Annotated in this window: 33 protein-coding genes; 16 read left to right on the forward strand and 17 right to left on the reverse strand. The window is 70.0% G+C overall.

Annotated features, from left to right (window positions below; genetic code table 11):
• Window positions 1–59: 59 nt before the first annotated feature.
• Window positions 60–671, reverse strand: a complete 612-nt coding sequence (locus tag ACH34T_RS18500; protein WP_395993389.1) for a hypothetical protein — start codon at window positions 669–671, stop codon at window positions 60–62.
• A 237-nt stretch (window positions 672–908) separates the two neighbouring features.
• Here ACH34T_RS18500 and ACH34T_RS18505 point away from each other — a divergent pair, with 237 nt between their 5' ends.
• A complete protein-coding gene (locus tag ACH34T_RS18505; protein WP_395993390.1) occupies window positions 909–2261 on the forward strand; it encodes a hypothetical protein in 1353 nt (450 codons plus the stop codon).
• Between the two features lie 23 nt (window positions 2262–2284).
• Here the strand turns inward: ACH34T_RS18505 and ACH34T_RS18510 are convergent, their stop codons facing one another.
• From ACH34T_RS18510 to ACH34T_RS18520, 3 genes are all read right to left on the reverse strand, one after another.
• A complete protein-coding gene (locus ACH34T_RS18510) occupies window positions 2285–2644 on the reverse strand; it encodes a hypothetical protein (protein WP_395993391.1) in 360 nt (119 codons plus the stop codon).
• Between the two features lie 95 nt (window positions 2645–2739).
• Window positions 2740–3300, reverse strand: a complete 561-nt coding sequence (locus ACH34T_RS18515; protein ID WP_395993392.1) for a thioredoxin family protein — start codon at window positions 3298–3300, stop codon at window positions 2740–2742.
• A gap of 137 nt (window positions 3301–3437) precedes the next feature.
• Complete coding sequence (locus ACH34T_RS18520) at window positions 3438–3926, reverse strand: hypothetical protein (protein ID WP_395993393.1); 489 nt, start codon at window positions 3924–3926, stop codon at window positions 3438–3440.
• A 145-nt stretch (window positions 3927–4071) separates the two neighbouring features.
• Between ACH34T_RS18520 and ACH34T_RS18525 the strand changes: the two genes are divergently transcribed.
• Window positions 4072–5268, forward strand: coding sequence for a serine hydrolase domain-containing protein (locus tag ACH34T_RS18525; RefSeq protein WP_395993394.1), 1197 nt, complete (start codon window positions 4072–4074; stop codon window positions 5266–5268).
• Window positions 5269–5411: 143 nt separating this feature from the next.
• On the opposite strand, the gene ACH34T_RS18530 is transcribed toward ACH34T_RS18525, so the two are convergent.
• Window positions 5412–6296: a hypothetical protein gene (locus tag ACH34T_RS18530; RefSeq protein ID WP_395993395.1), complete on the reverse strand. Its 885-nt coding sequence runs from the start codon at window positions 6294–6296 to the stop codon at window positions 5412–5414.
• 106 nt (window positions 6297–6402) lie between these two features.
• Between ACH34T_RS18530 and ACH34T_RS18535 the strand changes: the two genes are divergently transcribed.
• Window positions 6403–6978, forward strand: coding sequence for a TetR/AcrR family transcriptional regulator (locus ACH34T_RS18535; RefSeq protein WP_395993396.1), 576 nt, complete (start codon window positions 6403–6405; stop codon window positions 6976–6978).
• 62 nt (window positions 6979–7040) lie between these two features.
• On the opposite strand, the gene ACH34T_RS18540 is transcribed toward ACH34T_RS18535, so the two are convergent.
• On the reverse strand, window positions 7041–7367 hold the full coding sequence (locus tag ACH34T_RS18540; protein WP_395993397.1) for a hypothetical protein: 327 nt from the start codon (window positions 7365–7367) through the stop codon (window positions 7041–7043).
• Window positions 7368–7560: 193 nt separating this feature from the next.
• Complete coding sequence (locus tag ACH34T_RS18545; RefSeq protein WP_395993398.1) at window positions 7561–7842, reverse strand: hypothetical protein; 282 nt, start codon at window positions 7840–7842, stop codon at window positions 7561–7563.
• Between the two features lie 107 nt (window positions 7843–7949).
• On the opposite strand from ACH34T_RS18545, the gene ACH34T_RS18550 reads away from it, so the two are divergent.
• From ACH34T_RS18550 to ACH34T_RS18575, 6 genes are all read left to right on the forward strand, one after another.
• Window positions 7950–8756 (forward strand): helix-turn-helix domain-containing protein, encoded by an 807-nt coding sequence (locus tag ACH34T_RS18550; RefSeq protein ID WP_395993399.1) that lies wholly within the window; start codon window positions 7950–7952, stop codon window positions 8754–8756.
• Window positions 8753–8941, forward strand: coding sequence for a DUF397 domain-containing protein (locus ACH34T_RS18555; protein WP_395993400.1), 189 nt, complete (start codon window positions 8753–8755; stop codon window positions 8939–8941). Before ACH34T_RS18550 ends, ACH34T_RS18555 begins: the two co-directional genes overlap by 4 nt.
• Before the next feature lie 25 nt (window positions 8942–8966).
• Complete coding sequence (locus ACH34T_RS18560; RefSeq protein ID WP_395993401.1) at window positions 8967–9158, forward strand: DUF397 domain-containing protein; 192 nt, start codon at window positions 8967–8969, stop codon at window positions 9156–9158.
• A 98-nt stretch (window positions 9159–9256) separates the two neighbouring features.
• Window positions 9257–9472 (forward strand): hypothetical protein, encoded by a 216-nt coding sequence (locus ACH34T_RS18565; RefSeq protein ID WP_395993402.1) that lies wholly within the window; start codon window positions 9257–9259, stop codon window positions 9470–9472.
• 14 nt (window positions 9473–9486) lie between these two features.
• Window positions 9487–9828 carry a PadR family transcriptional regulator gene (locus tag ACH34T_RS18570; RefSeq protein ID WP_395993403.1) on the forward strand — a complete coding sequence of 114 codons (342 nt, stop codon included), beginning with the start codon at window positions 9487–9489 and terminating at the stop codon, window positions 9826–9828.
• Complete coding sequence (locus ACH34T_RS18575; protein WP_395993404.1) at window positions 9825–10634, forward strand: hypothetical protein; 810 nt, start codon at window positions 9825–9827, stop codon at window positions 10632–10634. Before ACH34T_RS18570 ends, ACH34T_RS18575 begins: the two co-directional genes overlap by 4 nt.
• A gap of 42 nt (window positions 10635–10676) precedes the next feature.
• Here ACH34T_RS18575 and ACH34T_RS18580 read toward each other — a convergent pair whose 3' ends face one another.
• Together ACH34T_RS18580 and ACH34T_RS18585 are read right to left on the reverse strand one after the other, a co-directional pair.
• On the reverse strand, window positions 10677–10835 hold the full coding sequence (locus ACH34T_RS18580; RefSeq protein WP_395993405.1) for an ArsR/SmtB family transcription factor: 159 nt from the start codon (window positions 10833–10835) through the stop codon (window positions 10677–10679).
• Window positions 10826–11656 carry a transcriptional regulator gene (locus ACH34T_RS18585; protein ID WP_395993406.1) on the reverse strand — a complete coding sequence of 277 codons (831 nt, stop codon included), beginning with the start codon at window positions 11654–11656 and terminating at the stop codon, window positions 10826–10828. Before ACH34T_RS18585 ends, ACH34T_RS18580 begins: the two co-directional genes overlap by 10 nt.
• A 55-nt stretch (window positions 11657–11711) precedes the next feature.
• Between ACH34T_RS18585 and speB the strand changes: the two genes are divergently transcribed.
• On the forward strand, window positions 11712–12719 hold the full coding sequence (gene speB, locus ACH34T_RS18590) for an agmatinase (protein ID WP_395993407.1): 1008 nt from the start codon (window positions 11712–11714) through the stop codon (window positions 12717–12719).
• Between the two features lie 8 nt (window positions 12720–12727).
• Here the strand turns inward: speB and ACH34T_RS18595 are convergent, their stop codons facing one another.
• Window positions 12728–14461 carry a pyruvate dehydrogenase gene (locus ACH34T_RS18595; protein ID WP_395993408.1) on the reverse strand — a complete coding sequence of 578 codons (1734 nt, stop codon included), beginning with the start codon at window positions 14459–14461 and terminating at the stop codon, window positions 12728–12730.
• A gap of 133 nt (window positions 14462–14594) precedes the next feature.
• On the opposite strand from ACH34T_RS18595, the gene ACH34T_RS18600 reads away from it, so the two are divergent.
• The 4 genes from ACH34T_RS18600 (at window position 14595) to fahA (ending at window position 18487) form a co-directional block, all read left to right on the forward strand.
• Window positions 14595–15152 (forward strand): MarR family winged helix-turn-helix transcriptional regulator, encoded by a 558-nt coding sequence (locus ACH34T_RS18600; RefSeq protein ID WP_395993409.1) that lies wholly within the window; start codon window positions 14595–14597, stop codon window positions 15150–15152.
• Between the two features lie 124 nt (window positions 15153–15276).
• Window positions 15277–16467, forward strand: coding sequence for a homogentisate 1,2-dioxygenase (locus tag ACH34T_RS18605; RefSeq protein ID WP_395993411.1), 1191 nt, complete (start codon window positions 15277–15279; stop codon window positions 16465–16467).
• Window positions 16464–17321 carry a hypothetical protein gene (locus ACH34T_RS18610; RefSeq protein WP_395993412.1) on the forward strand — a complete coding sequence of 286 codons (858 nt, stop codon included), beginning with the start codon at window positions 16464–16466 and terminating at the stop codon, window positions 17319–17321. Before ACH34T_RS18605 ends, ACH34T_RS18610 begins: the two co-directional genes overlap by 4 nt.
• Complete coding sequence (fahA, locus tag ACH34T_RS18615) at window positions 17321–18487, forward strand: fumarylacetoacetase (protein WP_395993413.1); 1167 nt, start codon at window positions 17321–17323, stop codon at window positions 18485–18487. The genes ACH34T_RS18610 and fahA overlap by 1 nt, the downstream gene beginning before the upstream one ends.
• An 18-nt stretch (window positions 18488–18505) precedes the next feature.
• Here the strand turns inward: fahA and ACH34T_RS18620 are convergent, their stop codons facing one another.
• Together ACH34T_RS18620 and ACH34T_RS18625 are read right to left on the reverse strand one after the other, a co-directional pair.
• Window positions 18506–18958 carry a carboxymuconolactone decarboxylase family protein gene (locus ACH34T_RS18620; RefSeq protein WP_395993414.1) on the reverse strand — a complete coding sequence of 151 codons (453 nt, stop codon included), beginning with the start codon at window positions 18956–18958 and terminating at the stop codon, window positions 18506–18508.
• A 74-nt stretch (window positions 18959–19032) separates the two neighbouring features.
• On the reverse strand, window positions 19033–19512 hold the full coding sequence (locus tag ACH34T_RS18625) for an RrF2 family transcriptional regulator (protein ID WP_395993415.1): 480 nt from the start codon (window positions 19510–19512) through the stop codon (window positions 19033–19035).
• A 72-nt stretch (window positions 19513–19584) separates the two neighbouring features.
• Here ACH34T_RS18625 and ACH34T_RS18630 point away from each other — a divergent pair, with 72 nt between their 5' ends.
• On the forward strand, window positions 19585–20115 hold the full coding sequence (locus tag ACH34T_RS18630) for a GNAT family N-acetyltransferase (RefSeq protein WP_395993416.1): 531 nt from the start codon (window positions 19585–19587) through the stop codon (window positions 20113–20115).
• A gap of 35 nt (window positions 20116–20150) precedes the next feature.
• Here ACH34T_RS18630 and ACH34T_RS18635 read toward each other — a convergent pair whose 3' ends face one another.
• The gene (locus ACH34T_RS18635) at window positions 20151–20660 is read right to left on the reverse strand and encodes a DinB family protein (RefSeq protein WP_395993417.1); all 510 of its coding nucleotides are present in this window, start codon (window positions 20658–20660) and stop codon (window positions 20151–20153) included.
• A gap of 227 nt (window positions 20661–20887) precedes the next feature.
• Between ACH34T_RS18635 and ACH34T_RS18640 the strand changes: the two genes are divergently transcribed.
• Window positions 20888–21118: a hypothetical protein gene (locus tag ACH34T_RS18640; RefSeq protein WP_395993418.1), complete on the forward strand. Its 231-nt coding sequence runs from the start codon at window positions 20888–20890 to the stop codon at window positions 21116–21118.
• On the opposite strand, the gene ACH34T_RS18645 is transcribed toward ACH34T_RS18640, so the two are convergent.
• The 4 genes from ACH34T_RS18645 to ACH34T_RS18660 all read right to left on the reverse strand — a co-directional run bounded on the left by ACH34T_RS18645 (window position 21063) and on the right by ACH34T_RS18660 (window position 24936).
• Window positions 21063–21785 (reverse strand): class I SAM-dependent methyltransferase, encoded by a 723-nt coding sequence (locus ACH34T_RS18645; protein ID WP_395993419.1) that lies wholly within the window; start codon window positions 21783–21785, stop codon window positions 21063–21065. The two genes, ACH34T_RS18640 and ACH34T_RS18645, sit on opposite strands and share 56 nt — an antisense overlap.
• Window positions 21786–21865: 80 nt before the next feature.
• Entirely contained in the window at window positions 21866–23140 is a 1275-nt protein-coding gene (locus tag ACH34T_RS18650; protein WP_395993420.1) for an ABC transporter ATP-binding protein, read from the reverse strand.
• A gap of 30 nt (window positions 23141–23170) precedes the next feature.
• Window positions 23171–24001 carry a carbohydrate ABC transporter permease gene (locus ACH34T_RS18655; RefSeq protein ID WP_395993421.1) on the reverse strand — a complete coding sequence of 277 codons (831 nt, stop codon included), beginning with the start codon at window positions 23999–24001 and terminating at the stop codon, window positions 23171–23173.
• Window positions 24001–24936: a carbohydrate ABC transporter permease gene (locus tag ACH34T_RS18660; RefSeq protein WP_395993422.1), complete on the reverse strand. Its 936-nt coding sequence runs from the start codon at window positions 24934–24936 to the stop codon at window positions 24001–24003. Before ACH34T_RS18660 ends, ACH34T_RS18655 begins: the two co-directional genes overlap by 1 nt.
• Window positions 24937–24946 lie beyond the last annotated feature (10 nt).

Raw genomic sequence — 24946 nt, forward strand, 5'->3', positions numbered from 1 at the left:
GAGCACCGTCAGGACGGGAGCACCGTCAGGACGGGAGCACCGTCAGATCGCGAGTGTCGTCAGGGTGGGGAGAACAGCCAGGGGCGGTGTAGGTCGTAGAAGGTGGCTTCGCCCTCGTAGTGCGTCATTTCCTCGTCGCGCCATGCCTTGAGGTCGGGCGGCATCGGCCTGCGCTCGCCGTCGCGCGCGTCCTCCTCGGTGGTGAAGTAGACCGCGATGGTGCAGCCGCCGTCCGGGTGGACGATGAACAGGCCGCCGATGGTGTCCGGGCGGGCCTCGGCCATGGCCTTGCCCTCCTCGTCCGTCCAGAACGGGCGCAGGGCCTCCCGGTCGCGGACGCGGGTCTGGATCAGCTGGACGAACTCGGCCGCGTCCGACCCGCCCGCCCCGAACAGCTCGACGTCCGTACTCTCGTGGACGGTCGGCTCACCCTCGATCAATTCCGACGTGGACGCCCACCATTCGCGCTGATCCCGCCGTTTCTCGTTGCGGTGGGCGGCCCAGGACGACTTGAAGCGTGTCAGCCAGATGAAATCGCCGTCGTCGGTGACTCCGGCGGTCGTGCCGAGCCATCCCCGGGAGCCGGGGGCCAGTTCCCGGTGCCAGTGGTCGGCGGCGTCGCGCAGGCCCGCGGGGTCTCGTGCTCTTCCCTGCACGATCTGAACGTGCATCCTGCTCTGGAATGGCATTGCCCGCCCCCGCACGTACCGCTGCCCTGTCCTGGCGCGATGTCGTTCTGACCGTCCGATCAAGCCGCCCGCACACTCCTACCCTGGGTCGCCGGATCCTCACATTGCGGCACCGGGCGCGCTTCCGGCGCGGGGGCGGATCGTCCAGGAGTGGCCCGGTCCATGGACGCACTTCGCAAGGGGGAGGTGCATATCAGGGCATTTCACTAGGATGCCCACGTGCGCGAAGATCAAGGTGTCCCGGACGACGGCGTGCTGACCGCGCCGCTCCGGCTGGCGGACGACGGACCGGCCGACCGTCCGGCCGAGGTCCCTGCGGGCGGTCCGGCGGGCGGTCCGGCCGAGGTCCCTGCGGGCGGTCCGGCGGGCGGTCCGGCCGAGGTCCCTGCGGGCGCGGGCGGTCCGGTCGGCGTGGGCGGCATCGCGGAACCGGTGGCCGTCGGGCGCGGCACGACGACCGAGGTCGATCCGGGTCCGGTCCGGGCGTTCGGGCAGGACGTCGAACGGCTCGCGGACCTGGTGGGTCGGCTCGCCGCGGCCGCGTCCACGCTCGGCGAACGGCTGGACGGCGAGGTGCGCGGCGCGCTCGACAGCGCGGAGCAGGCGCTGGCCGAGGCGCAGGGCGCACGCGCCGAGGCCGCCGACGCCGACGACCGGACCCGGCAGGCCGAGGAACGCGCGGAGGCGGCGCTGAAGGAGGCCGCCGACGCGCGGGAGGAGCTGCTCAAGGTCACCGCGGCGGCGCAGGCCAGCGTCTCGGCCGCCCAGGAGAGCGAGGCCAACGCGTGGAAGGAGGCCGGCGCCTCGCAGCAGGCCCGCGCCACCGCCGCCAACGAGGCCGCGCACGCCGATGGGCTCCGCAAGCGCGCCGAGTCGTTGTGGGGCACCGAGCATCAGGCGCGCGCCGACGCCGAACGGGAACGCGACGACCTGGCCGTGCGGCTGACCAATGAGCAGACCGCGCTGGCCACCGCGCGCACCGAGCTCGCGACCGCCCGCGCCGAGCTGACGGAGGCCCGCGACAGGCTGGAGGCCGCGGGCGAGACCGAACGGCAGCTGCGGGCCGAGCTGGCCGCCGCGAAGGGCGAGATCGCGGGACTGTCCGTCGAGCGCGACTCCGTCGTGGCCCGCGCCACCGAACTGGCCACGCGCGCCGACCGCGCCGAGGAACGGGCCGACGCCGCGGAGATCCGCGCCGAGCGGGCCGAGCAGCGCGCGGACGCCGCCGAGATCCGCATCGACCGCGACGCCACCACCGCCCGCGCTCTCCAGGACACCCTGCGTGCGGCGCTGGACCTGCCGTCCGTCGAGGAACTGTCCGACGGCGGCGGGGTCGGGGTGCGGGTGGGAGAGTCGGCCGCGGTGACCGTCCAGCCCGGCGCGCTGATCGGCGTCGACCAGGTCCCGGACGTCATGGACGGCGAGCTGGCGGCACGGTTCGCGCGCGCGATCCTGGCCGTCCGGGTCCACCAGGCCACCCGGCGCTCCGTTCACGACGACGACCCGTCCCCCGCCGCCGTCCTGGACACCGACGACGACGCCGACACCGAAGAACTCCCCACCGAAGACTGAAAGAGCGCGCCCGCGGATCGGTTCTAGGTGGGGAGCGTCATTGTCGTCGTCCGGTCGATTACGGGGGCCAGGCAGACGTTGCGGCTGCAAGCGCCATAGGAGACGACGACCTCCGCTGCGCCATTCGTCCGGCGGACGGGGAGCGAGATCGTGACCGGGCCGTCGGGATAGACCTGGAGCCTCGTATTCAGCGACGGCAGATCCAGCCGGCGCTCGGATTTGTCCGCGCTGGGTGCGCCAGCGGCCTTCAGACCAGCACGAACGTTCACGCGTGTGGGGATTCCCAGACCCCCGGCCGGAAGGTCAAGGCTGTAGATGTGAAAGCCGCGCCGGGTCGGACGAAAGGTCACCTTCACCATTTCCGCCGTGGCGTTGATGGACACGTCCACATCTCCCGCCGTGAACCGGGCGGTCGCCGGGTCCTGGCCCGACCCGCACCCGGTCACCAATGCAGCGAGGGGGACGAGGACGGCCCATTTCACTGCCAGCGCCTGAGGAATGGGGCGACGTTCTTGACCACAAGCCCGCTGTCTTCGGTCGCGAACAGGGTCTGGTTGCCGGCGGTGCGCACTTCGCCGTCCGGAGAAAGGACGACCAGCGCGGGAATCCCGGTCTCCGCAAGCTCCAACCCGTATTTCCTGGCCAGCCCGAGACGTCGATCGAAGCGGCCGACATCGATGGAGACGACGTGATAGCCGTCGAGGAGGGGCCGCACGGCGCGGCGGCGGAAGGTGTGCTCCAGCAACAGGCAGTCGGGGCACCACCGCGCGCCGAAATCGAGGAGCACGGGCCGCCGGTCCTGCTTCGCCTTCGCGAGCGCGGCCTTGACCTCGGCGTTCGCGTCGGCCTTGGGGTCGTAGGCGCGCGGCAACGGCTTCGGCGACGCCGCCGGCGTCGCCGGGGACTCGGAAACCGGCGGCGTCGTTGGCGCGGCCCAGGCGCGCTCGACTCCGCCGTCCGGCTCGACCGTTCCGCAAGCGGTGGCCGCGGTGACGGCCAGCACGATCGCCAGGACGAAGGGCAACCTGATGGCGGGCATGACGAACCTTCCCAGTGATCAGTGGAAGTAATGGAGGCTAGCGGCCCGCGGATCGCCCGGCTCAACACCCGGCTGATCAAGGCCGAGTCCGGCCAAATCCACCGATCAGGTCGCCGATAGGGGCGGCCCGTGCCCCCTCAGATGGGGACTTGTTCGCGGAGAGCACCCACGCCGAGGTCTTGGCGAATGGCGTTCCGAAGCTCGTGGAGCCGATCGCTGAAGTCCTCGAACTCGGACTGGTATTCGGTGGAGGTCTGGCCCTCGCCTTTGCAAATGCGGTCGCGGAGCCTACGGAGCGCCGCGGAGGTCTTGACCGCGGCCTGGACGACCTGTTCGGACGCGATGAGCACCAGATGCTCCTGGGCCTGATTCACCCCGGCACTCCGAAAGGCCGCCCTTGCCGCGAGGTCCCGGGTCGTGTCGGGAGGAAAGTCGCCGAGCGAGACCGCTCGCATCGCCTGGTTCGCCTCGTGCAGCGCGTTCAGATAGCCCACATAGATCTCACGCCGGACGCCGAGCCATTGGCTGCTTTGCTCCCGCCGCCAGCGGACGCGGTCGCCGACAAGCGCCGAACCCAGACCGATAACGGCTCCGAGAACAGTGGACAGCACGGGGATCCACGACACAACGCGAAGTCTAGAGAAAGGTGTGGACGGCCCGGTGGGGTGTTGTCAGGTACACCCTGGGTTCGGGTTCTGGGCCCAATGCCGCCGATCCGGGCTGCCGGAAGAGTTGATCACGTCAGCGAACGATCTTCCGAGGAGGAATCTCATGGCCCGCACCCGCGCAGCAGCCGCGCTCTCCGCCGTCACCGCCGTCATCGCCGGGACGGCCCTGGTCACGACCGTCGCCGCCGGTGCGTCCAGCGCGAGCGCCGCCGCCGAACCGTCCCACGGCGGGCATGGCAGGCACGGCGGGCACGGCGGGCATGGCGGGCATGGCGGGCGCGGGCTCGACCAGAAGGTGCAGGAAGCGGCGGACCGGCTCGTCGCCGACGGCGCGCCCGGCGTGCTGGTGATGACCCGTCGCGGCGGCCGCGTTTCGCATGTGACGGCGGGCGTGTCCGACAAGGCGACGGGCGCGCCGATGGACCACCGGCTGCTGTTCCGGATCGCGAGCGTGACCAAGTCGTTCACCTCGACGGTCGTCCTGCAGCTGGACGCCGAGCGCCGGCTCTCCCTGGACGACACGGTGGAGAAATGGCTGCCCGGCGTCGTCCAGGGCAACGGCAACGACGGCTCGAAGATCACCATCCGGCAGCTGCTGGCGCAGACCAGCGGGCTGAACGAGTACGTCCAGGACCCGCGGATCATGGGCGACCCGGCCCGCGTCTGGACGCCCGCCGAACTCGTCGCGATCGCGATGGAGAAGCCGCCCGCGTACACCCCAGGCCAGGGGTGGAACTACTCCAACACCAACTACGTCCTCGCCGGGATGATCATCGAGAAGGCGACGGGGCGGACGGCCGGTACCGAGTTCCAGCGCCGGATCTTCTCGCCGCTGCGGCTCCGGCACACGTACTTCCCGACCACTTCCACCAGCTTCCCCGGCCCGTACGTGCACGGCTACTACGCCGAATATGGGGACGTCAGCACGCGGATCAGCCCGTCCAGCGCCCGGACCGCCGGAGGCATCGTGTCGATCGTGGACGACGTCGCGAGGTTCCACCGGGCCCTGTTCACGGGCCGGCTGCTGCCCGCCAAGCAGATGCGCGAGCTGCGGACCGTCCGTCCGGTGAACGACGCGGGCGTCGTGGAGGACTACGGCCTCGGCGTCGCGCGGATCAAGTTCTCCTGCGGGTACGCGTGGGGCCACGACGGCGGCTTCCCCGGCTACCGCACCTGGACGTACACCAGCGCGAACGGGCACCGCCAGGCCGTGATCACCTACAACGCGTCCGGGCTGGAGAGCGGCGAGAAGTTCCGCGCGGACCTCGGCAAGACGGCCGAGGCGGCCTTCTGCGGCTGAGACGACGCCCTTCTGCGGCTGAGGCGACGCCCTTCTGCCGCTGAGGCCACGCCCTTCTGCGGCTGTGGCGATGCCCTTCTGCGGCTGAATCGGCCATCCGAGCGAGCGCCGGGCGAGCACCCGAGGAGTCCCGGCCCCCCGCGTCAGCGCGGCGGGGCCGGGATTTTGCCTATGCCGAGGGTGTTCTGGGCGGGCATCAGGCCGGTCTCCAGGACCTTGACCAGGATCGGCATCGTGAGCTCCGCCAGGCGTTCGGACTTCGCGGCGCCGAGCGTCCGCCACGGCCCGTAGGCGAGGTCGTCGGTGGTCCGCTCGACGGAGTCGCGCAGCTCACGACCCTGGTCGGTGGCGGTGCCGTCCGCGTGGACGAGCCCGCGGGACGCGAGGCGGTCACGGGCGGCGGACCATTCGGCGCCCGTCCAGCCGCGGCTCGCGAACGTCTCCACGGACGCGGCGCCGACCGCGGCGAACGAGACGAGCGCCTCGACCGGGTCGAGTCCGGCGGTGAGCAGGGCGGCCACGTGTCCGTCGCCGCGCTGCTCGCGCAGGATGCCGACGGCGTGCCAGAGGACGAGGTGCGGCTCGTCCGGCCAGGGCAGGTCGGTGTTGGCGGCGGTGAGCGGACGTCCGGCGGTGCTCGCGGCCTCGGCGGCGGCGCGGGCCAGGTCGGCGGCCTCGGCGAGTCCGGGCGCGCGGACGCCGTCGTCGCCGAGCAGCGTCCGGTACATGCGGTCGACGGCGCGGGTGCGCGCCTCGACGACGCGGTCGGGCGCAGCGACGGTCCAGGCCGCGGGGACGTGCTCGGCGACCATCCGCGGGCTGAAGCTGTAGAAGGCGGACGCGACCCGCTCGGGCCCCGCCGGGCCGAGCGGTGCGGCACGCCAGGCGAAATAGCTCGGCCAGCGGTCGTCGACCTTGTAGCCGAGGGCCTCGGCTTCGGCGAACACTTCGGGCGAGTACCAGAACAGGGCGTGCACGGCTTCGAGCTGGTGCCACATCCGCCGCGCCAGGCCGGGATCGTCCGTCATCCGCTTCTCCATCCATCCGAATTCAATCTTGGCACTGTCAAGATTACACGATGAGGCAAGTTTTCCCGCCGGGCAGCATTTGAAGCCCGGGTATCCTGGTCCGACCATGGCGACGACCGGCGGACTCCGCGAGCGCAAGAAGGAGGCGACGCGACGCGCCCTGCACGACGCCGCGATGCGCCTGGCCGCCGAGCACGGCCTGGACGACGTCACCGTCGAGGCCATCGCCGACGCCGCGGGCGTCTCCCGCCGCACCTTCTCCAACTACTTCGGCGGCAAGGAGGAGGCGCTCCTCTACGGCGCCGAACGGCGGATGCGCGCCCTCCTGGAAGCCTTCGAGTCACGCCCGCGCGACGAACCGACCTGGACCGCCCTCCGCGCAGCCCTCACCGAGCAGGGCCACGACGCGCAATGCGCGACGCAGGCTCGTCTGGCGTGCGAGCATCCGTCCGTCATGGCCCAGTTGCTCGCCCACTACGCCGGGTTCGAGCGCGACTTCGCCGACCTGATCGCCGCCCGCGAGGGCCTGCCGCCCGGCGGCGTCCGTCCCCGCGTTCTCGCGGGCGCCTTCCTGACCGCCCTCCGGATCACCACGCTCGCCGAGATCGACGAGCTGCCCGTCCGTCCGCTGGCCGAGGCCGCCGACGAAACCCTCACGGAAATGGCCCGTCCCTTCGACTAGGCGGACAAGCCTGACGCTGGACCCGGACCGATTTCCGAATACCGCGAACCCGGACGGCATGATCACATCCCCGGACTGACCGCCGCGAGCTCGTTAGCGATCCTGTCGAGGGTTCCGGTCACGTCGGACGCGGGCGCGATGGCGCGGCCGTCGGACGCCCAGCAGAACCACCACCCGCCGTCGCGGAAGTCGCAGCCGATCTCGACCCTCCGGCGCGGGCCGCCGTACCGCACGACGCTCACCCAGCTCACACCACGCCGCTCGACCAGCCCGCCCGCCAACTCCCTGTGCGCCCGCACGCCCACATCCAGCGCGGACAGATACGCGCGCCGCTCGTTACGCGGCAGCGCGTCCACGGTCGCCGCATGCCGTCCCTTGTCGATGCTCATCGGTCACCTCACTTGTGTTCGGGTCCTGGTGTCGGTGGAAGGGGCGCGGGCGGTGCACCCGGGGGACGGATGTGCACCGACCGCGCCGCCTTCCACCTCCCCCCTCCGGGACCGCCGGGCCACCCCCACCAGCGGTCCCGCAACCGGCGACCAACGCGGAGCCTCCCTGGCCCTCCGCGCGCCACCGGAACCTCTAACGCCTGCGCTCGGCGCGCTCGGCCTCCTTGACCAGCGCCGCGCGCAATTCCCCGGCCGTCGGACACATGACGGTCGGATCGACACCCGCCGCCGGGTCATGCAGGCTCGCCACCCACTCCCCCAGCAACCCGTCCGACCGAACCGCACGCCAGATCCGATGCCCGGAGAAATCCGAGCGAAGTCGGGCAATTGCCCGATCGTCGAAATGCGTGAGCGGTGCGTTGCGGGCAATGTCGAGCGCGCTTCCCTCAGCGCGAATGGCGGCCATGTTGATCACCGTCCTTGCGGAATCGGATTTCGTCCTTCCGCCTACAAGAGTGGACGCTGAGCGATAGCTTCGCTACGTTCCGGAATGAACGGCAACATTCGAAGGGATTCGCGATCATGATTGACGACCTCAACCCGGACCGTTCACTGTGGCATCTCATAGCCGTTGAGGTGCGAAGGCAACGCGAACTGCACCATATGTCCGGAAATCAGCTCGCGGACCGGTTGGAGGTTGATCGTTCCACAGTTTCCAGGTGGGAGAACGGGCTCCGCAGGCTCGGTGACACCTACGCGAAGAAGCTCGACGCGCTGTGGCACACGAACGGTCTGTTCGAGCGCCTCGTGGGCTTCGCGACCGCCATCGACGTCGGGGACTGGATGACGGACCTCTCGGACTACCAGGCGCGGGCAACGCGGCACAGGATGTGGGAGACCGTCCTCGTACCGGGGTTGTTCCAGACTCCTGACTACGCACGCGCCGCCCTACGGGTCGGACTCACCAACGACTCCGAACGAGCCTTGGAGCAACGACTGACCCGACAGGCGGCGGTCCTCGACCAGCCGAAGATCCCGCACATGTCCGTTATCCTCAACTGGGTCGTGCTCGCCCAGCCCGTGGGCAACGCCGAGGTGATGCGCGGACAACTCGTCCGCCTCCTCGAAATCGCCGACCTCCCCAACGTCAGCGTGCGAGTGCTGGAGCGCGAGGCCAAAGAGCACTGCGGGCTCGACGGCCCGTTCCACCTCCTGACGGTGGATGATAAGGACATCGCCTTCGACGACGCTTCGATGCGTGGCCGACTCATGCTCGACCCGGCGGAAGTTCAGTACTTTGCAGTAAAGTACGACCGCATAAGCGATCTTGCTACCCCCGTCGGCCCGTCGCGGGCATTGATCGAACAAGCGATGGAGACCTACCAATGACCCAGTGGCGCAAGTCCAGCCACAGCAACACGAGCGGCGGCAACTGCGTGGAGGTCGCGGACCTCGCTGGAAACATCGGCGTCCGCGATTCCAAGGACCCGAACGGCCCCCAACTGACCCTCGACGCCACCACGTGGCGCACACTCACACACCGCATCAAGAACGGCGACCACAACCTGCTCTGATCGAAAGAGCGATGGTGACCTACCAATGACGAAGTGGCGCAAGTCCAGCCGTAGCACTTCCGCGCAGGACTCGAACTGCGTCGAAGTTGCGAGGCTGCAACGCAACATCGGCGTGCGGGACTCCAAAGACCCGAACGGCCCCAAGCTCACCCTCGACGCCGCCACATGGCGCACACTCACACACCGGATCAAGAACGGTGACCACAACCTGATCTGACCCCCTGCCAGCCCTGTCGAGCCCCTGCCCCACGTGGACAGGGGCTCTTTCTATGACGGTGTTGGCGATCACGGAACGGCGTATGTAGAGTACGAGCCATGGGCTATGTAGAGTTCGAGCGTCGCCGGAACGGATCGGGGCGATCCGGGGTGTTCATCGCCTGGGAGTTGCTGGCGTGGCTGGGGATCGGGGTGGCCGCGACCTTGGCCGCCGTGTTGGCGGTGCTGATGCCGGAGGTGGCGGGGCCGGTCGGGGTGGCGGCGGCCGTGGCCGGTCTGCTGCTGGCCGCGACGCGGGGAAGGGGGCCGCAGTGAGCCGGGGACCGCGAATGACGTTGCAGACCCAGATGGTGCTGCGCCAGGCGCTGCTGGAGCCGTGCCGTGAGTGGTACGGGCTGGAGATGGTCCAGGTCACCGAGCTGCCGACCGGGACGGTGTATCCGATCATCACGCGGTTGGAACAGGCGGGGTGGATCACCTCCCGCTGGGAAGAGCCCGCCGAGCAGCGCGACGCCGACGCCCTGGGCCGCCCGCGCCGCCGCTACTACCAGCTCACCCAAGAGGGCGCCGAGAACGCCCGGCTCGCCCTGGCCAAGGCCCACGCCAACCGCGCCACCACCCCCAAACCTTGGGAAACCCTCCGCCCGCACGCCCCGGGAGCCACCCCGTGAGCCGCCCCAAACCCTTCAACTACCGAGCCTGCCCCTTCTGCGGCGTTGAGATCAGCCCCAGCGAAACCCGCTGCGAATCCTGCGCGGCGGACCGGACATGGCCTCAACAACAGTCCATCGAAGGACAGGCGCTCCAGGCCGCATGCACCTACCTCGCCACACTCGTACTTCCCGCCGTCAATGCGGCAATGGACGCGGTGAATGCAGCGCGCGCAACAGCGGGTGTGGTGAACGCGGCAGCACGTGCAGCCGACGCGGCGAAGGCGTTATCAGGTGCAGCGGAAGCGACGAAAGCGGCGGCGCGTGCGGCGAACGCGGCGGACACAACGCACGCGGTGTGGGCGGCGGCGAACGCGGCGGCGGACGCAGCGAATACGGCGTACGCGGCGAATACGGCGGCGGACCTCTCGGCGATTGCGGCGGCGAAAGCGGCGCTGCGTGCCGCGAACGCGGTGCATGCAGCCGCGTACCCGGCGGACGCGGTGCGGGCGGCGGCGGACGCGGCGGAGCGGGCCCTGCGGGAAGCCGAGTGGGCTTTCACGCTGTTGGCCCGTGATCAACCCCAGTCTCGCGCGGTTGCCGGTGTGGCGCGGCCGCCGGGAGTGTTGACGCGGCGGGTGTTGGCGGTTGCGTGTGCGCTGCTGCCCGTCAGGGACCGGGGTCGTTACGCCGAGGAATGGCACAGCCTGCTCAGCGAGTTGCCCACCCGCCGGGCGCGGGCGCGTCAGGTGTTGTCCATCCTGCGCGGGGCGCCGCGGCAGGCGTGGACGTTGCGCCGTCCGCTCAAGGCCGTCCCTCCGGCCTGACCAGGCGTCTGCGAGCCCAGGCCGAGCAATTCCTCACCCGCCTTATCTACGAGGGGCGGTCAGTTGGTCGCCGAGGGGGGTTCGGCGGTAGAGGACGCGGCGTCCTTGGCGGGCGCTGGTGATCAGGCCCGCCGCGTGCAGGACGCGTAGGTGCTGGGATACGGCGCTTGGGGTCACCCTCAGGCGGTGGGCTAGTTCCACCGTTGCCAGTGGCTCTTCCAAGAGGCGGAGGAGTTTGGCCTTGGGTTCGCCGACCAGGGCGGCGAGAGCGGTCGCGTCGGGGGCGGGTGGTCGGGCCCATAGGGTCGCCACCGCGCGGCAGGGGTAGGCGAGTAGCGGCGGCTCGTCCGGGCTGACCGGGGTGCCGGTTGGTGCGCGAATACCGACGGGATCAGCAACAGACCCCGTCCGGACGATGCGACGCGGTGTTCGCCGATCGTCTTGTCGATGGTGAGCACTCCGTCCTGCCAGCGCAGGTTGGGGTGCATGTCGGAGAAGAGCAGGCGTGCGCCGCCCATGGCCAGGCGTCGTGCGCGGTACGTCATGTCCGCCTCCAGCACCAGCCGCATCTGCGGCCAGACCGGTTCGACGGCGGCCCGCCAGTAGCGGAGCAGCTGGTCGCAGAGCGCTTCGGCGAGCCGGGCCGCCGACGCGTCATCGCCGGTGGCCGCGTGCAGCGCCGCAGGCAGCGGGCCCGGTGCGTGGACGCCGATCAGGTCGCGGCGCACCACGTCGGGACGGCTGCGGCGGGCCGCGGCCAGTTCGTCCTCGAAGGCGGGGGCGAACACCGTCGGGGGCGGCGTCAGGAAGTCGGGGAGGGCGAGGCGGCGTCCGATCAGCGACATCAGCAACGTGGTGTCTAGGTCGCCGAGCCGGCCGAGCACCGACCTGCGCCACGGCAGGTGCAACGCGGACAGGCCGGGGTCGCGCAGCACCCGCAGGCTGAGCACGGCCTCCTGCAAGGGCGAGACGGCGAACCGGGCGTCGGCGAGGTCCTCGACCCCGAGCACGAAGCTGACCATTTAGCCACAAGCTACCTTTATTGGCAGCAGGCCACCGCCGTCGTGGACTGTCGGGATGACACACGACGCCGTTCACCCGGCCGGGCCGGTTCTGCCTCCCGGCGCGCAGGCCCAGCTCGACTCCTCGTCCTACATGGGCGTGCCGACGTTCGGGCTGCGCCCCCACCTGACCGAGCCGGAACAGCTGGACGAGTGGCGCCCCGACGTCGCCGTGATCGGCGCACCGTGGGACGACAACACCACCAACCGTCCCGGCGCCCGGTTCGGCCCCAGGGCGCTGCGCGCGAACGCCTACGACGCGGGCAGCTACCACCTCGACCTGGAGGTCGAGATCTTCGACCACCTCACCGTGGTCGACTACGGTGACGCGCTCGTCTCGCCCGGCATGTGGGAGCCGTCCCGCGCGGCGATCCACCGGCGGGTGCTGGACGTCGTGAGCCGCGGGATCGTCCCAGTGGTGATCGGGGGCGACCACTCGGTGACGTGGCCGAGCGGGACGGCGGTCGCCGACCACCACGGCCACGGCCGCATCGGGATGGTCCATTTCGATGCGCACGCCGACACGGCGGACGTCCTGCGCGGCAATCTCGCCAGCCACGGGACGCCGATGCGCCGCCTGATCGAGTCGGGCGCGATCGCGGGCCGGGACTTCGTGCAGGTGGGCCTGCGCGGCTACTGGCCCCCGGCCGACGTGCAGGCGTGGATGCGCGAGCAGGGCATGCGGCACCACACCATGCAGGAGATCTGGGAGCGCAGCATCAAGGCCGTGATGGACGACGTCATCACCGAGGCGTGCGACGGCACCGACGGGATCTACCTCTCGATCGACATCGACGTGCTCGACCCCGGTTTCGCCCCCGGAACCGGGACGCCCGAGCCCGGCGGTCTCGCCCCGGCCGACCTGCTCCGGGCCGTCCGGCAGGTCGCGTTGCAGACCAATGTGGTGGCGCTTGACGTCACCGAAGTCTGCCCCCCGTACGACCACGCCGACTTGACGGTCAACAACGCCCATCGCCTCATCTGGGAAACTCTCGCCGCTCTGGCCTACAAGCGATGCCATTGAGGCAAAGGTCAGGGCCTCGGGATATTGCGGAGATTGCTGCGCGCCAGATCGAGCATTTTCCCCACGCCGCCGGTAAGAACGGTCTTTCCGGCCGCGAGCGCGAAACCCCTCACCTGTTGCGGGGTGATGTGCGGCGGGATGGAGAGGGCGTTCGGGTCGGTGACGACGTCCAGGAGGTAGGGGCCCGGCGCGGCCAGTGCGCGTTCCATTACGGTGCGGACGTCGGCCGGACGTTCCACACGCGCCGATTCGATGCCGATGGCTTCGGCGATCGCCGCGTAATCGACCGGTTCGTGGTCGGTCTCGTAGGACGGGAGGCCGTCCACCAGCATTTCCAGGCGCACCATTCCCAGCGAGGCGTTGTTGAACACGATGATTTTCGCTGGGACGCGGTGCAGCCTGACCGTGAGGAGTTCGCCGAGCAGCATGCCCAGGCCGCCGTCGCCGGAGACGGAGATGACCTGCCGTCCGGGCGCGCCGAACTGAGCCCCGATCGCGTGCGGGAGTGCGTTCGCCATGGATCCGTGGACGAAGGACCCCATCACGCGGCGGCGTCCATTAGGCGTGATGTAGCGGGCCACCCAGACGTTGCACATACCGGTGTCGACGGTGAATATCGCGTCGTCGGCGGCGAGGTCGTCCAGGACGCTCGCGACGTATTCAGGGTGGATCGGGATGTGCTTCTCGATGTCGCGCGTGTAGGCGGAGACGACGCTCTCCAAGGCGCGGGCGTGGCGGTGCAGCATCTCGTCCAGGTATGACTGGTCGCGCTTCTGCTCGACCTTGTCCAGGACGAGCCGAAGCGTTTCGCCTATGTCCCCATGGACGGCCAAGTCCAGTGGCGTGCGGCGGCCCAGCTTGGACGGGTCGTCGTCGACCTGAATGGTGTTCTTACCCGGCAGGAACGGGTCGTAGGGGAAGTCGGTGCCGAGGAGGAGAACGAGGTCTGCCTCCTGCATCGCCTCGTAGCAGGCGCCGTAACCGAGCAACCCGCTCATGCCCACGTCGAACGGATTGTCGTACTGAATCCATTCCTTGCCGCGCAGGGCGTGCCCGACGGGAGAGAGCAGTTTGCGGGCGAGTTGCATCACTTCGGAGTGGGCGTCCTTGACTCCGGCCCCGCAGAAAAGCATGACCTTGCGCGCCCGGTTAAGCGCGCCCGCGAGCTGCGCCACCTGGTCGGACGGCGGCCGCACGATCCCCTTCCGCACGAGGAAATCGTGCTCCCCGGTCGGGTTCACGGCGTCCTTGCTGGCGATGTCGCCCGGCATGGTGAGGACGGCGACGCCGCCCAGCCCGACCGCGTGCTGGATCGCCGTCCGGACGATGCGCGGCATCTGCGCGGGCGTGCTGATCGCCTCGCAGTAATGGCTGCAATCGACGAAGACCCGTTCCGGATGCGTTTCCTGGAAATAGCCGCTGCCGACCTGCGTGCTCGGAATCTGCGACGCCAGCGCCAGAACGGGCGCACCCGAGCGGTGCGCGTCGTAAAGGCCCTGGATGAGATGGGTATTGCCAGGCCCGCAACTCCCGGCGCACACGGCGAGCCGTCCGGTGGTCTGGGCCTCCGCGGCGGCGGCGAACGCCCCGGCCTCCTCGTTGCGGACGTGCACCCAGTCGATGCCGTCCGTGCGGCGGACGGCGTCCACGACCGGGTTGAGGCTGTCGCCGACCACCCCGTAGATCCGCCGGACTCCGGCCTGCCGCAACACCTCGATGAACTGGTCGGCGACCGTCGCCATCGTCCCTCCCCAGCACGGTTCCTCTGGAGATTCCCGATGATCTCCGGCTGACACCCGGGCTTGGACTCCGGCTGACACCTGGGCTTGGACTCCGGCTGACACCCGGGCTTGGACCGGGTTAAATAGTCAAACCATGAATCACATCGAGGAGGCCCCGGGGGCGGACGGCGGCGAGCGGCACCTGGACTTCTGGTCGTTCGTCGACCTCGCCGGGCACCGGCTGTCCGACGAGTTCGGCTTCCCGCACCGGCTCGCGACCCGGCTGCTGCTGACGCTGAACCGGGCCTCGGCGATCGTCACCTACGACCTGGAGTCGACCGTGCACCGGCCGCGCGGGCACTCGTGGGCGGCGTTCCGGCTGCTGTTCGTCACCTGGCTGGCGGGCCCGCTGGAGCCCGGACGGGCCGCGACACTCGCCGGAATGAGCAGGGCCGCGGTGTCGAACCTGGCGAAGACACTGGTCGCCGACGGGATGCTGGCCCGCACGCCCGGCGAGCGCGACGGCCGTTCGGTGATCCTGTCGCTCACCGAGGACGGCCACCGCGCCATGCTGGAGATCTTCACCCTGCAGAACGAGCGTGAGCGGCAGTGGGCGGACGTGCTCACCGAGACCGAGCAGCAGATGCTGATCATGCTGCTGGACAAGCTCATCGCGGGCCGCGAGCACTTCGACGCCCGCGAGCGAAGCTAGCGGCGGAAACACCAGCGGGGCCGGCGCGGAGGGCGCGTCCCGCGTTAGACCCTTCCCTCGATCGGAGAAGAGTCGTAGTGTCGGCAGAAAATAGTTAACACCTTAATCATCGGAGGCGAGGACCATGGCCCACTACCGCCGGGTCGGCCACGTGCCGCCGAAACGCCACACCCAGCACAGGGACGGCGAGGAGCGGCTCTACTTCGAGGAACTGATGGGCGAGGAGGGGTTCTCGTCGGACTCGTCCCTCCTGTACCACCGGGAGATCCCGTCCGCGATCGTCGATTCGCAGGTCTGGGAGACCCCGGACGCGGTGACGACCCCCAACCATCCGCTCAAACCGCGCCATCTCAAGCTGCACGACCTGTTCCCCAAGGAGACGTGGGCCGAGACCGACGTCGTCACCGGACGCCGGGTGATCCTCGGCAACGGCGACGTCCGGCTGTCGTACGTCGTCGCCGCGGCCGACTCGCCGCTGTACCGCAACTCGACCGGCGACGAGATCGTCTACGTCGAGTCCGGCACCGCCACGGTCGAGACGATCTTCGGCTCGCTGGACGCGAAGCAGGGCGACTACGTCGTCATCCCGACGTCCACCACCCACCGCTGGCTGCCGACCGGCGACCAGCCGCTCCGCGCGTACGCCATCGAGGCCAGGGGCCACATCGCACCGCCGAAGCGCTACCTGTCGCGTTACGGGCAGTTCCTGGAGAACGCCCCCTACTGCGAACGCGACCTGCACGGGCCCGGCGAGCCGCTCCAGTCGGACGCGACCAACGTCGAGGTCCTCGTCAAGCACCGCGGCTCGCGCGGCATCACCGGCACCCGGATGACCTACGCGCGGCACCCGTTCGACGTCGTCGGCTGGGACGGCTGCCTGTACCCGTTCACGTTCAGCGTCCACGACTTCGAGCCGATCACCGGGCGCGTGCACCAGCCGCCGCCCGTCCACCAGGTGTTCGAGGGCCACAACTTCGTGGTGTGCAACTTCGTCCCGCGGAAGGTGGACTACCACCCGCTGTCGATCCCGGTGCCCTACTACCACTCCAACGTCGACTCCGACGAGATCATGTTCTACTGCGGCGGCGACTACGAGGCGCGGAAGGGCTCCGGCATCGGGCAGGGGTCCGTCTCCGTCCACCCGGGCGGGCTGGCGCACGGGCCGCAGCCGGGCGCGTACGAGCGCAGCATCGGCGCCGAGTTCTTCGACGAGCTCGCCGTCATGGTCGACACCTTCCACCCGCTCGAACTCGGTGAGGGCGGCCTGGCCTGCGAAGACGACGCGTACGCCTGGACGTGGGCGAGGCAGCGGTGACGACCTTCCCCGCCTTCGCCATCGGGCTCTGCGACGACGCGGCCGTGTTCCCGCCGGGCCTCGCACCGCTCGACGCCGCCGTCCCGGCCCACCGCGCCCACCGCGCCTCCGCCTACGCGGAACTCGTGGGCCCGCTCGTCCTCCCGGCGACCGCGCTCGACGACCTCGACCCGCTGCTCCGCGACACCGGAGGCGCGGCGCGCCCGCCGCTGGACCTGTCGATCACGGCGCCCGGCGGCCCGTGCGAGGCCGCGAAGGCCCTGGCCGCGGCCGCCGACCTGCCCGTCGACCTGCGCGGCCTTGAGGTCCCCGTCCCGGCCGGGATGGAGCCGGACGAGTTCTTCCGCCTGCTCGGCGCCGTCGACGTCCCCGTATACGTCGAGGTGCCGCGGGACGAGCGCCGCCCGTCGATCATCGCCGCCGTCGCCGCGCTCGGGCACCGCGCGAAGTTCCGCACCGGCGGCGTGAAGCCGCACCTGTACCCGAGCCCGGACGAACTCGCCGCCGCGATCAAGGCGGTGGTGGACGCCGGAGTCCCGTTCAAGGCGACCGCGGGCCTGCACCACCCGGTCCGCAACACCGACCCGGAGACCGGCTTCCACCAGCACGGATTCCTCAACCTTCTGCTCGCCGCCGACGCCGCCGCGGAAGGCCGCCCGGTGGAGGAACTGGCCGCCGTCCTGGCCGACCGGGACGCGCCGTCCATCGCGTCCCGCGTCGCGGGCCTCGGGGCGGAGCGGACGGCCGCCGCCCGCGCCCGCTTCCTGTCCTTCGGGACGTGCAGCATCACCGACCCGCTGACCGAACTCGCGGACCTGGGGCTCCTCACGTCCGTCCTCCAGGAGACCACCTGATGACCCGGATCGCGACACCGGAAGGCTCACTCTTCGGGCTCGCCAACCTCCCCTACGGCGTCTTCTCCACCCCGGGCACGGCCCCGCGTGTGGGCGTCCGCGTGGGCGAACACGTCGTCGACCTCACGCTCGTCGACGACGTGTTCGCCGCGCCGTCCCTGAACCCGTTCATGGCGCAGGGCCACGCGCGCTGGGTGCAGGTCCGCGAGCAGATCCGCACCCTGGTCTCAGGCGACGTGGACGACGCAGCCGTCCACCCTGCCGAGTCGGTGACGATGCACCTGCCGTTCGAGGTCGCCGACTATGTCGACTTCTATGCGTCCGAGCACCACGCGTCCAACCTCGGCCGGCTCTTCCGGCCCGACTCCGCGCCGCTCATGCCGAACTGGAAGCACCTCCCGGTCGGCTACCACGGCCGCGCCGGGACGGTCGTCGCATCCGGGACGGACATCGTCCGGCCCAGCGGTCAGCGCAAGGCGCCGTCCAACGGCTCACCCACCTTCGGGGCGAGCCGCCGCCTGGACATCGAGGCCGAGGTCGGCTTCGTCGTCGGCACCGGCTCACCGATCGGCACCCCCGTCGGCGCGGACGACTTCGACCAGCACGTCTTTGGTGTCGTCCTCGTCAACGACTGGTCGGCACGCGACATCCAGGCCTGGGAGTACGTGCCGCTGGGGCCGTTCCTAGGGAAGAGCTTCGCGACGTCCATCTCGCCTTGGGTCGTCCCACTCCTCGCCTTGGAATCGGCCCGCGTCGCCACCCCGCCCCAAGACCCGGAGCCTCTCCCGTACCTGCGCGAGAAGAACCCTTGGGGGCTGGACCTCGAACTGACCATCTCCTGGAACGGGCAGATCGTGTCCCGTCCGCCCTACCGGGAGATGTACTGGTCGCCCGCGCAGATGCTCGCGCACCTGACGGTGAACGGCGCGTCGTCCCGCACGGGCGACCTGTACGCGTCCGGGACGGTCTCCGGCCCCGCCAAGGACCAGCGCGGCGCGTTCATCGAACTCACCTGGGGCGGCAAGGAACCGGTCGAGGTCAACGGCGAACCACGCACCTTCCTGGAGGATGGCGACGAGGTCTCGATCACCGCCACCGCCCCGGGCCCGTCCGGCGCCCGCATCGGCTTCGGCGAGGTGACCGGCCGCGTCCTCCCCGCCCGCTGACGCGGGTCACCACCGCTCTCAGTGGGCGGCGGCGACCGGGTTACGGACGGTCACGTTGAGCCGGTTCCAGGCGTTGATCGCGGCGATCGCCATGACCAGGCCGGCGAGGGACTCCTCGTCGTAGTAGTCGGCGGCCGCGTCCCAGACGTCGTCCGGCACCCCGGCGGGATCGTCGGCGATCCGCGTCGCGGCCTCGGCCAGCGCCAGCGAGGCCCGCTCCTCGTCGGTGTAGAACGGCGCCTCGCGCCAGGCCGCCACCGACCAGATCCGCTCGTCGCTCTCGCCGGCCTTCTTGGCGTCGCGGGCGTGCATGTTCACGCAGTACGCGCAGCCGTTGACCTGGCTGACCCGCAACCTGACAAGGTCCAGCGTGCTGCGCGGGACGCCGCTGCCGTTGATGTACGACTCCAGCGCCAGCAGGGCCTGGTAGCCAGCCGCACCGGCCTTGACGACGTTCATCCGTGCCTGCACAGGAATCTCCTTAACCCAGACGTGAAATATCCAGAATCAATGGCCGAGCAGACGACCAAACCCAGGAGGCTGAATCAGGTCCGCAGGTTCGCGAACCGGTGGCGGGTGGCGCCGGGCGTCCCCGGAGACCGCTTCTCCACCGTCGCCTTGACGTCGGCGATGGACTGCCCGGCCAGCTCCCTGCGCCAGGCGAGCTCCGCCCGCCGCATGGACTGCGAGATGACGCACCCCTTCCGGTAGTCGACGCCCTCGTGGTCGCCGGGCGCCCGGCGGAGCACCTCCTCGCAGCGGAACGCGTCCTCGGCCCCCTCGATCGCGGTCACCACGTCCAGCAGCGTGATGTCCTCGGGGCGCCGCGCGAGCCGGAAACCGCCCCGCGGACCGGGCGCGGACGTGAGGATGCCCGCCCGCGCCAGCGCCTGGAGCTGCTTGTTCAGGTAGGCCGCGGGCAGCCGGTAGAACTCCGCGAGCCGGGCCGCCGGGACGGCCTCGTCCGGCTCCAGCCAGGTCAGGTTGACGCAGCTGTGGAGCGCCCACTCGACGGCCTCGCTCATCCGCATAATCCTGGATACTAAACATCCAGAATACAAACCGCAACACAACGGGCATTAGAGTCTGGCTCTGTGATGCCTGAGAACCCCGTCTTCCGTACGGCGACGCCGGCCGACGTCCCGGATCTCGTCGCCCTCATCGAGTCCGCCTACCGCGGCGAGGCCAGCCGCGCCGGCTGGACGACCGAGGCCGACATCCTCGGCGGCCAGCGCACGGACGCCGACATGGTCGCCGCGATGGTGAACGGCACGTCCGGCCGCATGCTCGTCGCCGAACAGGACGGCGTCCTGGCCGCGTGCTGCCAGCTGGAGAACCGCGGCGGCCACGCCTACTTCGGCACGTTCGCCGTGGACCCCGGCAGGCAGGGCGGCGGCCTCGGCAAGCAGGTGCTCACCGAGGCCGAACGCCTGGCCCGCGACGAGTGGGGCGCCGCGGAGATGCACATGACGGTGATCACCGCCCGCGAGGAGCTGATCGCCTGGTACGTCCGGCGCGGCTACGTCCGCACGGGCGAGCTGTCCCCGTTCCCCTACGGCGACGCCCGCTTCGGCCTCCCCAGACGCGACGACCTCCAGTTCGAACTCCTCACCAAGAAACTCCACTGATCACCAGGAAACTCCACTGGCCCCTGGACCAAGGGCTATTCGCCGGTGACGCCGTCGGTCTGTTCGCGGACGATGTCGAGCTGGCCGAGGTGGCGGGCGTATTCCTGCAGGACGTGGAACAGAATCCAGATCAGGGCCGGGTGGTGTTCCGGCGGGGTGAAGGCGCCGCCGGTGCGCGCCACGTCCTGGAGGTCGGCCGAGGCGACGATCTCGCGTGTGCGGGCGCACTCGTCCAGGAAGAGGGTCCTGATCTCGTCCGGCGACTCGTCGGGACGGACGTGCCAGACGCGCGTGTCCGGGTCCCGGTCGCTCCAGAGGTCGTCCACCTGCTCGGCGGCGAAGCCCCAGCGGAACCAGCGGTGCTCCACGAACGCCAGGTGTTTGAGCATGCCGAGCGGTGTCCAGCCGGACGGGACCCTGCTGGCGCGCAGGTCGTCCTCGGACAGGCCGTCCAGCTTCCGCAGCAGGGCGGCGCGGTAGTAGTCGAGGTAGGCGAGCAGTAGTTCGCGGGAGTCGGTCAGCGTGTCCGGCGGCTCTTCGATCATGCGCCGGACGGTAACCCGGCGCGCCCCGCCCCGACGACCGGTTTTCGAGCACCTTTGACGAGTCAACAGCCCGGCCGGACGCGGCAATGGCACGACCGAGACGCCCCTCCCTTCCTTTGAGACTCAACGCCACCCGTTTCCATATGGTGCGCGCCATCTCGGCCAGAAACCTTCAATGGGAACGTCAATGAAACAATTGAAGGGAGCCACATTGGGAGGTGGAGGACGTGAGGTTCGTCCTTGAAGTCGACATGACCGAAGGCGCCGTGGGCGGGGACACCGTCCGCGAGCTGGAGCGGATCCTGCGGTACTGGGGCGGGAACCTGCGCCACTTCGAGCTGAAGCCCGGCGACGGCTCGGCCATTTACGACTCCGGCTACAGCGAGGTCGGCGCGTGGCGCGTCATCTCCCCGGACGTCCCGGAGACGGCCCGGGAACGGGAGGGGAGGCCGGAATGAGGCGGAAGGCGATGAAGGCCGGGAGGCTCTCCAGTTTCGCGTGGTCGTCCGGATAGCGGTCCGCCATTTCGGGGACGGGACGAGGCTCCAGCAGCTCCTCGATCAGGAACCCGGCTTGACGGAATTCGGCGCAGATCGCGGTCAGCGGACGCCGCCAGGCCCGGATCGGCCAGTCCCGCTCGGGACTCAACGACTCCTCCACGGGCTCCTCGGTGAAATACGAGCCGCCGAGGCGCGTCCATTCCATCGTCGGGTGCTCGGTCGACAGGACGAGCGCGCCGGACGGCGCCAGAATGCGGCGGAACTCGCGGAGCAGGGCCACCCGGTCGTCGAGGTAATGCAGGGCCAGGGCGAACACGACGAGGTCGGCTGAGCCGTCCGGGACCCAGGCCAGCGGCTCGGACAGGTCGTGAACGCGCAGGTCGGCGCGGCCGCCGCAGCGGGTCCGGGCGAGGTCGACGAGGGTCGGGCTCACGTCGCAGCCGGTGACGCGGGCGCCGCGGTCCAGCAGCTCGCGGGCGTAGAGGCCGGGGCCGCAGGCCGCGTCGAACACGGCGAGACCGGCGACGTCGCCGGCGAGGCCCAGCAGGGCCGGACGATCGTAGAGGGCGTTGTAGGCGCTGTCCTCGGCATGGGCGGCGTATTCATGGGCGAAGCGCTCGTACATGCCCCCGATCGTTCCAGAAGCGTCAACCGAATTGGTCAGGTAGGCCGTCCAATCTCAGTCAGACTCACGGCGTCACGGGCTCACGGCTCGGCCACGGTCGCGCCGCCGTCGCCTGCCGCGGATTCGCGCTGGGCCTCGCGGTGCGCGTCGCGCGACTCCTCCGTGATCCGGCTGAGCTCCTCGACGTGCGCCTCGTCCCGCGTGAGGTTCGCCCCGGTGGACGGGTCGAAGATGTGCACCCTGGACGTGTCGATCCACAGCCCCGCCTCCCGTCCCGGCCTGATCTCGCTGGACGCGTCCAGCGCCACGACGGCCTGCGTGCGGAGCTGGTCGCTGTCGAGTTCGCGGGACAGGTCGCGGAGCTGCGCGGCCAGGTCGACGGGCGCCTCGTACGGGACGTACGCGTACTGCTCGTTGCCCAGCCATTCGGTCACGTCCACCCGCGCGCGGACGATGCTGCCCTTCGCCTTCTTCTCCTCGCCGACCAGCGACGCGTCCTCGAAATGCTCCGGCCGGATGCCGACGAGCACCACCTCGCGGTCGCCGACGGCCGCGATCTTCCGCTCGTCGTGCACCTCGAACCGTCCGAGCGGCGTTTCGAGGAACGAGCCGTCCACGGACGCGGGCAGGAAGTTCATCGACGGCGACCCGATGAATCCCGCCACGAACAGGTTCACGGGCTGCTCGTACAGCTCGCGCGGGCTCCCGACCTGCTGCAGGACGCCCTTGCGCAGCACCGCGACACGGTCGCCGAGCGTCATCGCCTCCGTCTGGTCGTGCGTGACGTACACGGTCGTGACGCCGAGACGCTTCTGCAGCCGGGCGATCTCGGTGCGCATCTGGCCGCGGAGCTTCGCGTCCAGGTTCGACAGCGGCTCGTCGAACAGGAACGCGTCCGCCTGCCGGACGATCGCGCGCCCCATCGCGACGCGCTGCCGCTGCCCGCCGGACAGGTGCGCCGGTTTGCGGTCGAGATGCTCGGTCAGCTCCAGCAGTTCGGCGGTGTCCCCGACGCGCCGCCGCACCTCCTCGTCCGGGGTCTTCGCGAGCCGCAGCGGGAACGCGATGTTCTCGAACACGGTGAGGTGCGGGTACAGCGCGTAGTTCTGGAAGACCATCGACAGGTTCCGCTCGCGCGGCGCGACCTTGTTGACGACCTTCTCGCCGATGAGCATGTCACCGGATGTGATGTCCTCCAGCCCGACGATCATCCGCAGCAGCGTCGACTTCCCGCAGCCGGACGGGCCGACCAGGATCATGAACTCGCCGTCCCGCACGTCCAGGGACACGTCGTTCACGGCCGGGAAGCCGTCGCCGTACTTCTTGACTATGTTCTTCATGCTGATGGCGGCCATTGCTCTCCTCCGACGGGCTCTCCCTGGGGCTCAGCCCTTGACGGCGCCGGACGTCAGCCCGGCCACGATGCGGCGCTGGAACGCCAGGACGACGATGACGACCGGGACCGTGACGACCACCGCGGCGGCGCAGATCGCGGTCGTGGGCTGCTCGAAGTAGGACTCCCCGGTGAAGAACGCCAGCGCGGCCGGCACGGGCCTGGCCCGGTCGGTCGAGGTCAGCGAGATACCGAAGACGAAGTCGTTCCAGCAGAAGAAGAAGGTCAGGATCGCGGCGGTGAACACCCCGGGCGCGGCCAGCGGCACGATCACCTTCCGGAACGCCTGCCAGGACGTGGCGCCGTCCACCTGCGCGGCCTGCTCCATCTCCCAGGGGATCTCGCGGAAGAACGCCGACAGCGTCCAGATCGCCAGCGGCAGCGCGAACGAGATGTACGGGATGATCAGGCCGGGCCAGGTGTCGTACAGGCCGATGTTGCGCCACAGGTCGAACAGCGGCCCGACCAGCGACACCACCGGGAACATCGCGATCGCCAGCGCGAACGACAGGATCAGCCTCTTCCCCGGGAATTCGAGCCGCGCGATCGCGTACGCCACCAGCGTCGCGAACACCACCCCGACGAACGTCGCGATCAGCGAGATGCCGATCGAGTTGATCAGCGCGGACGTGAACAGGTCGGTCTTGAAGACCGTCTCGTAGTTCTGCCACGTCCAGTCCTGCGGGAAGAAGCCCTGGACGTTGCCGATCTCGCTGGGCGTCTTGAACGACAGCATCACGATCCACAGGATTGGGAACGCCGTCCACACCAGGATCAGCAGCGACGCCACGATCCACAGCGTCTTCGAGCGCGCCGACTCCATCACCGATCACCTCTCACCTGGGAGAGATCCACCCGGAACCCCTTGATGAACACGGCCGCGATCAGCACCACCGACAGGAACAGCAGCACGCCGACCGCGTTGCCGAGGCCCAGCGCCGTCCGGGTGATGATCTGCTGGTAGGTCAGGAACGACAGCACCTGGGTCTTCTCCTGGCCCGCCGTCATGATGAACACGTTGTCGAAGATCCGCCACGCGTCCAGGGTGCGGAACAGCACCGCGACGAGGATGGCGGCCTTCATGTTCGGGATCGTGACGCGTTTCAGCCGCTGCCACGCCGTCGCGCCGTCCACCGTCGCCGCCTCCCCCAGGTCGCGCGGCACCTGCGCGAGCCCGGCGAGCAGCAGCAGCGACACGAACGGCGTCGTCTTCCAGATCTCCGACAGGACGATCACGAACAGCGCCGCCCAGCGGTCGGAGAACCACGCGTAGTCGCCGAGGCCGAACCACGAGTTCACGAACCCGGACTGGACGTCGAACGCGTACTTCCACGCGAACGCCGAGATGACCGTGACGATGCCGTACGGCAGCAGGATCGCGGTCCTGACCGTCCGGCGTCCGAACACGGCCCGGTGCATCACCATGGCCAGCCCGAAGCCGATCACCAGCTCCACGCCCACCGTGGCCACCGTGATGATCAGGGTGGTGACCACGGTCTGCCAGAACAGCGGGTCGGTCAGCGCGGTCGCGTAGTTGCCGAGGCCGACGAAGCGCCGGTCGTCCGGCGCGGTGATCCGGTAGCTGAACAGGGACTGGTAGAGGGCGCTGCCCAGCGGATACGCGGTGACCAGCAGCATCACGAGCACGGCCGGCGCGGACAGCAGCAGCCCCAGCCTGCGCTCGCCCCGCTCCCGGTCGGAGATCTCCGCGCGCGCTGCGGGCCGCCCGCTCTTGGGCGCCGTTTCGACGGACGTCATCCGAACACCT

Source organism: Actinomadura sp. 9N215 (genome assembly GCF_044326345.1).
In the GTDB taxonomy this organism is placed as follows: domain Bacteria; phylum Actinomycetota; class Actinomycetes; order Streptosporangiales; family Streptosporangiaceae; genus Spirillospora.

Coding starts and splice junctions, on each gene's coding strand:
- ACH34T_RS18500 (WP_395993389.1), bottom strand. CDS start 671: ATGCACGTTCAGATCGTGCAGGGAAGAGCACGAGACCCCGCGGGCCTG.
- ACH34T_RS18625 (WP_395993415.1), bottom strand. CDS start 19,512: ATGAGCGAGGCCGTCGAGTGGGCGCTCCACAGCTGCGTCAACCTGACC.
- ACH34T_RS18605 (WP_395993411.1), top strand. CDS start 15,277: ATGGCCCACTACCGCCGGGTCGGCCACGTGCCGCCGAAACGCCACACC.
- ACH34T_RS18635 (WP_395993417.1), bottom strand. CDS start 20,660: ATGATCGAAGAGCCGCCGGACACGCTGACCGACTCCCGCGAACTACTG.
- ACH34T_RS18630 (WP_395993416.1), top strand. CDS start 19,585: ATGCCTGAGAACCCCGTCTTCCGTACGGCGACGCCGGCCGACGTCCCG.
- ACH34T_RS18650 (WP_395993420.1), bottom strand. CDS start 23,140: ATGGCCGCCATCAGCATGAAGAACATAGTCAAGAAGTACGGCGACGGC.
- ACH34T_RS18570 (WP_395993403.1), top strand. CDS start 9,487: ATGACGTTGCAGACCCAGATGGTGCTGCGCCAGGCGCTGCTGGAGCCG.
- ACH34T_RS18595 (WP_395993408.1), bottom strand. CDS start 14,461: ATGGCGACGGTCGCCGACCAGTTCATCGAGGTGTTGCGGCAGGCCGGA.
- ACH34T_RS18565 (WP_395993402.1), top strand. CDS start 9,257: ATGGGCTATGTAGAGTTCGAGCGTCGCCGGAACGGATCGGGGCGATCC.
- ACH34T_RS18540 (WP_395993397.1), bottom strand. CDS start 7,367: ATGAGCATCGACAAGGGACGGCATGCGGCGACCGTGGACGCGCTGCCG.
- ACH34T_RS18525 (WP_395993394.1), top strand. CDS start 4,072: ATGGCCCGCACCCGCGCAGCAGCCGCGCTCTCCGCCGTCACCGCCGTC.
- ACH34T_RS18585 (WP_395993406.1), bottom strand. CDS start 11,656: ATGGTCAGCTTCGTGCTCGGGGTCGAGGACCTCGCCGACGCCCGGTTC.
- ACH34T_RS18560 (WP_395993401.1), top strand. CDS start 8,967: ATGACGAAGTGGCGCAAGTCCAGCCGTAGCACTTCCGCGCAGGACTCG.
- ACH34T_RS18535 (WP_395993396.1), top strand. CDS start 6,403: ATGGCGACGACCGGCGGACTCCGCGAGCGCAAGAAGGAGGCGACGCGA.
- speB (WP_395993407.1), top strand. CDS start 11,712: ATGACACACGACGCCGTTCACCCGGCCGGGCCGGTTCTGCCTCCCGGC.
- fahA (WP_395993413.1), top strand. CDS start 17,321: ATGACCCGGATCGCGACACCGGAAGGCTCACTCTTCGGGCTCGCCAAC.
- ACH34T_RS18645 (WP_395993419.1), bottom strand. CDS start 21,785: ATGTACGAGCGCTTCGCCCATGAATACGCCGCCCATGCCGAGGACAGC.
- ACH34T_RS18515 (WP_395993392.1), bottom strand. CDS start 3,300: ATGCCCGCCATCAGGTTGCCCTTCGTCCTGGCGATCGTGCTGGCCGTC.
- ACH34T_RS18530 (WP_395993395.1), bottom strand. CDS start 6,296: ATGACGGACGATCCCGGCCTGGCGCGGCGGATGTGGCACCAGCTCGAA.
- ACH34T_RS18550 (WP_395993399.1), top strand. CDS start 7,950: ATGATTGACGACCTCAACCCGGACCGTTCACTGTGGCATCTCATAGCC.
- ACH34T_RS18555 (WP_395993400.1), top strand. CDS start 8,753: ATGACCCAGTGGCGCAAGTCCAGCCACAGCAACACGAGCGGCGGCAAC.
- ACH34T_RS18655 (WP_395993421.1), bottom strand. CDS start 24,001: ATGGAGTCGGCGCGCTCGAAGACGCTGTGGATCGTGGCGTCGCTGCTG.
- ACH34T_RS18660 (WP_395993422.1), bottom strand. CDS start 24,936: ATGACGTCCGTCGAAACGGCGCCCAAGAGCGGGCGGCCCGCAGCGCGC.
- ACH34T_RS18600 (WP_395993409.1), top strand. CDS start 14,595: ATGAATCACATCGAGGAGGCCCCGGGGGCGGACGGCGGCGAGCGGCAC.